The 4,750-nt window shown below is 65.0% G+C and carries 3 protein-coding genes and 2 pseudogenes; all 5 read left to right on the top strand.

Annotation, left to right across the window (positions count from 1 at the left end):
• Positions 1-1,087: pseudogene (locus ACESL8_RS12660) on the top strand (hypothetical protein); the annotation flags it as partial.
• Between the two features lie 91 nt (positions 1,088-1,178).
• A complete protein-coding gene (locus tag ACESL8_RS12655) occupies positions 1,179-2,561 on the top strand; it encodes a glutamine synthetase family protein (protein ID WP_372919409.1) in 1,383 nt (460 codons plus the stop codon).
• Complete coding sequence (locus ACESL8_RS12650; RefSeq protein WP_372919407.1) at positions 2,554-3,630, top strand: PotD/PotF family extracellular solute-binding protein; 1,077 nt, start codon at positions 2,554-2,556, stop codon at positions 3,628-3,630. The genes ACESL8_RS12655 and ACESL8_RS12650 overlap by 8 nt, the downstream gene beginning before the upstream one ends.
• Positions 3,627-4,538 (top strand): ABC transporter permease, encoded by a 912-nt coding sequence (locus ACESL8_RS12645; RefSeq protein ID WP_372919405.1) that lies wholly within the window; start codon positions 3,627-3,629, stop codon positions 4,536-4,538. The genes ACESL8_RS12650 and ACESL8_RS12645 overlap by 4 nt, the downstream gene beginning before the upstream one ends.
• Positions 4,535-4,750, top strand: a pseudogene (locus tag ACESL8_RS12640) (spermidine/putrescine ABC transporter permease PotC); the annotation flags it as partial. The gene ACESL8_RS12645 and the pseudogene ACESL8_RS12640, both read left to right, overlap by 4 nt.

Raw genomic sequence — 4,750 nt, 5'->3', positions numbered from 1 at the left:
GCAGCTGCTGCCGGCCAGCCTGCCGTTCTTTGCCGGCCAGGGCTATCGCAACAACAAGCGTGTAGACACGCTGCCGGCCTGGGAAGCCGCGCTCAGCCGCCGCGCGCCGGGCTTTGCCGGCATGACGCTGCCCGGCCAGATTGCGGCCGATGCCCAACATTTCCACTGGCCCGATGGCAATGCATCCGTGGCGCGCCTGCTGGTTAGCAGGCTGGTGCCCGGCGTATTTTCGGGCTCGCTCGATCAGGAAAGCGTGGTGCTGGCTCCGGCGCGCTATGCCGCGCTCGACAACCCGGCAAACGCGGTTCGCATCCGGCTGAACGCGATGGTGGTGCGGGTGGAACACATGGGCGAAGTGACGCGCAGCACCGAAAAGGCGGTGCGCGTTGTGTATATCAAGGATGGGCGGCGCATTTCGGTGACGGCGGCCAATGTCATCCTCGCCTGCTTCAACAACATCATTCCCGCTATCGTGCCCTCGCTGCCGCAGACGCAAAAGGCCGCGCTGCTGTATGCGTCGAAGGTGCCGATGCTTTATACCAACGTGCTGGTGCGAAATTGGCAGGCGTGGGCAAAGCTGGGGGTTCGCGCCATCCATGCGCCAAATTTCTATCACACCACCGCCGCGCTGGATGTGCCGATGGCAATCGGCGGCTATGCCAGCGCGGCAACGCCGGATGAGGCCGTGGTGATCCACATGGTGCGCAATCCCAACAAGCCCGGCCTGCCGCGCAAGGAACAAAACCGCATCGGCCGCGCCGAGATGCTGGCCACCGATTACACCAGCATCGAACGCGAGATCCGGTCGCAATTACAGCGCATGCTGGGGGCTGGCGGCTTTGATGCGGCGCGCGACATCCTGGCCATCACCACCAATCGCTGGCCGCACGGTTACACCTACACCTACGACACGCTTGATGATCCCGACATGCCCGACGAACTGCGCCCGCACATCTTGGGCCGGCAAAGCTTTGGCCGCATCGCCATTGCCAATGCCGACGCCGGGGCGGCAGCCTTCACCAACACCGCCATCGACATGGCCGACCGCGCCGTGCAGGAAATGCTGATCAGCCGCGGCCTGAACTGAGCCGCTGGGCCAAATGGGGTTGCCGGCAGCGCAAGGCTTTGCGACTGTTGGTGTGGGAGCGCGCTATGAACATGAACAAGGCCACACGGCGATGACGTCGCTGATCAAAGTCGCCGCGCCGGCCGAAGCGCAGGCGTTTCTGGCGGCGCATCCGGATATCGCCTTTGTCGATATCATCTTCACCGGGCTTTCGGGCACGTCGCGCGGCAAGCGCATCCGTGTGCACGAACTGGAGGCGCTGTACGGCGCGGGTCGGCCGCTGCCGGTTTCCATCCTGGTTGCCGACGTGACGGGCCAGGATTGTTTCGATACCGGGCTGGTGTGGGAAAATGGCGACAGCGACCGTTTCGCGAGGCCGGCGCCGGGCACGCTGGTGCCGGCCGGGCCGGGCCGAGCCGCTGTGATCACCTCGCTGTTCGAAACAGACGGAAACGTGTGCGACATCGATTGCCGGGCGGTGCTGGCCCGCGTGGCGGCGCGCCTTGTTGCCGATGGCTTCATCCCGGTGGTGGCCTGCGAACTGGAATTTCACCTGCTCGACCGGGACCGCGCCGACGGGCAGCCGCCGCGGCCGGCGCGGATGGGCGGCGCGCGTCCCGCCACGCACGGCACTTATGGCCTGGAGGAACTGGACGATGCCGGGCCGTTCCTCGCCGATCTGTGGGCCGCGGCCGACGCTGCTGGTTTGCCGCTGGAAACCGCGATTTCCGAATATGGCCCCGGCCAGATGGAATTGACCCTCAAATACCGCGCTGATCCGCTGCGCGTGGCCGATGATGTGGTGCTGTACAAGCGGCTGGTGAAACAGGCGGCGCGGCGTCACGGCATACTGGCCAGCTTCATGGCCAAGCCGTTTGCCGATGCCGCCGGCAATGGCATGCACCTGCATGTGTCGATCAATGATGCCGCCGGCGACAATATCTTTGCCAGCCCCGTCGGCGCGCCGAATCCGCCGTTGCTGCACGCCATCGGCGGATTGAAGGCGGCGCTGACCGAAAGCTTTGCGGTGTTTGCCCCTAATGCCAACAGCTATCGCCGCTTTCGCGTGGGCAGTTTCGCGCCCGTCGCCGCCAGCTGGGGCATGGACAACCGCACCACCAGTTTCCGCATCACCGCCGGCCCGGACCAAAGCCGCCACATCGAACATCGCATCGCCGGGGCCGACGCCAATCCCTATCTGGCGCTGGCGGCGCTGCTGGCCGGCGTGCATCACGGCCTTGCCCACCGCATCGATCCTGGCCCCCCGGTAATCGGTGATGGCTATGCTGCGGCTGCTGCCGACGATCCGGCCACGGCTGCGCTGCCGGGCGACTGGTTTGCCGCCGTCGGCGCGCTGGCAGCAGGCACCATCCTGCCCGCGTATCTCGGGGCCACCACCATCGCCATGTTCGCCAGCGTCAAGCGCACCGAACAGGAACGGTACATGGCAGTCGTGCCGCCGCTCGATCACGATTGGTATCTGGCCAATGCCTGATCTGTCTCGGCCCATTTCCCGGCGGGGTTTTGGCGGGATAACGGCGGCGCTGGCGCTGGCGGGCTGTTCGCGCCAGTGGCCGACGGGGCCCAATGGCGAGGAACAACGGCTGAATTTCTACAATTGGGACACGTATATCGGCGAGAGCACGCTGGCCGATTTCCAGGCCGCCACCGGCGTGGAGGTGCGCATGAGCCATTATGCCAACAACGACGAATTGTTTGCCCGGCTGCGCGCCGGCAATCCCGGTTTTGATCTGATTGTGCCATCGAACGAATTTGTTACCCGGCTGCAGATTTCGGGCCTGCTCAGCCCGCTTGATCACGCCCGCATTCCCAACAAGGCCAATCTGGCACCGGAATTCATGAACGTCGGCTATGATCCCGGCCGGCGCTGGTCGATGCCCTATACGTGGCTGGCGCTGGGCATCGGCTACCGCAAATCGCGCGTGGACGGCGTGCCCGACAGCTGGAAATGGGTGCTGGATTCCCCGCGCTATTCGGGCCGCATCGGGCTGCTGGCCGAAGGCGACGACCTGATCCGGCTGGGCGCGAAATATCTCGGCCATTCGGTCAACGCCGTCACCCCGGCGGTGATGGAGGCCGTCACCCGCCTGCTGATCGCCCAGAAACCGCACGTAAAACTGTTCCACCACGACGAAGGCCAGGATTTGCTGGCCGCTGGCGAGATTGATCTGGTGGTGGAATATAACGGCGACATCGCCCAGGTGATCGCCGAGGATGATGATCTGGCCTTCGTGGTGCCGCGCGAAGGCACGCTGATGAATTCTGATTGCCTGTGCATCCCGGCCGGCGCGCCGCGGCCGGACAATGCCCACCGCTTCATCAACTACCTGCTTGGCGCCAAGGTCGGCGCGGGGATCGCCAGCACCATCCGCTATCCCACCCCCAATGCCGCCGCGCTGGCCCGCATGCCGGACGAATATCGCCGCAACCCGGTGATTTTCCCGGCCGGGCCGGCAATGGCCAACAGCGAATATGGCCGTTTTCAATCCATCGGCCATATCCGCGCCGTCGAAGAAGCCATCACCCGGGTAATGGCGGCATGAACCCCGCCAACCCTGGCCCGCGCCCATCGCAGGCGCCCGGCGTGTTCGCTGCGGTCGCCCTGCCGCCGGTGATCTGGTTGCTGGCGCTGTTCCTGGCACCGCTGGCCGTGATCTGGGCCTATAGTTTTGGTGAAAACCGCACGCTGGTCGATATCGCCATCACCGGCAGTTGGAGCAGTTATGCCCGTGCGCTGAAGCCGCTATATCTGGCGATCCTGCTGAAATCAATGGGCTTTGCCGCGCTCACCACCTTGCTGTGCTTCATCCTGGGCCTGCCGGTGGCGCTGGCCATCAGCTTTGCCTCGCCGCGCGCCAAGCTGCTGCTGCTGCTGGCCGTCATGCTGCCGTTCTGGACCAACTTGCTGATCCGCACTTATGCGCTGATGGCGATCCTGCGCACCGAAGGGATGATCAACAGCGCGCTGGGCTGGCTGTGGAACGGGCTGGCGCTGCCACTGGGGGCCGATCCGTTCACGCCGCTGCCGCTGATCAACAACAATTTCGCCGTGGTGGTGGGCCTGGTTTATGTGCACCTGCCCTTCATGGTGCTGCCGCTCTATGCCGCGCTCGATCGGATGGATCGTTCGTTGATCGAGGCCAGCCTCGATCTGGGGGCCGGCCACCTGGCAACGCTGCGCCGGGTGGTGGTGCCGCTGGCGCTGCCGGGCATCATTTCGGGCATCATCATCACCTTCATCCCGGCGCTGGGTGCCTATCTGACGCCCGACTTGCTTGGCGGCACCAGCAGCCAGATGATTGCCAACGTCATCGAACGGCAGTTCCGTTCCGCCAACGATTGGCCGTTCGGCGCGGCGCTGTCGTTCCTGCTGATGTACATGACGTTTGCGGCCCTGATGCTGCAATCCATCGTTGGCCGCCGCAGCGCCGACCGCGAGGCCGCCCGATGAGCCGCCCCGCCGCCGGCCCACTTGATTATCTGGCGCGCTGGCCGCTGCGGCTGTGGCTGGCCATGGTCGGCACTTTTCTCTATCTGCCGCTGCTCAGTTTGGTGCTGTTTTCCTTCAACGACAGCCGGCGCATCAGCGTGTGGCGCGGCTTTTCACTGCGCTGGTATGCCGAATTGGCGGGCGATACCGAACTGCTGGCAGCCTTCGGCAAT

Source organism: Sandarakinorhabdus sp. (genome assembly GCF_041689835.1).
Lineage (GTDB): Bacteria > Pseudomonadota > Alphaproteobacteria > Sphingomonadales > Sphingomonadaceae > Sandarakinorhabdus.
The sequence above is the reverse complement of the archived record's forward strand: the minus strand, read 5'-3'. Positions and strand labels throughout refer to the sequence as shown.

Excerpts from the sequence above, each read along its gene's own strand:
- ACESL8_RS12655 (WP_372919409.1), top strand. The coding sequence starts at position 1,179 with ATGACGTCGCTGATCAAAGTCGCCGCGCCGGCCGAAGCGCAGGCGTTT.
- ACESL8_RS12650 (WP_372919407.1), top strand. The coding sequence starts at position 2,554 with ATGCCTGATCTGTCTCGGCCCATTTCCCGGCGGGGTTTTGGCGGGATA.
- ACESL8_RS12645 (WP_372919405.1), top strand. The coding sequence starts at position 3,627 with ATGAACCCCGCCAACCCTGGCCCGCGCCCATCGCAGGCGCCCGGCGTG.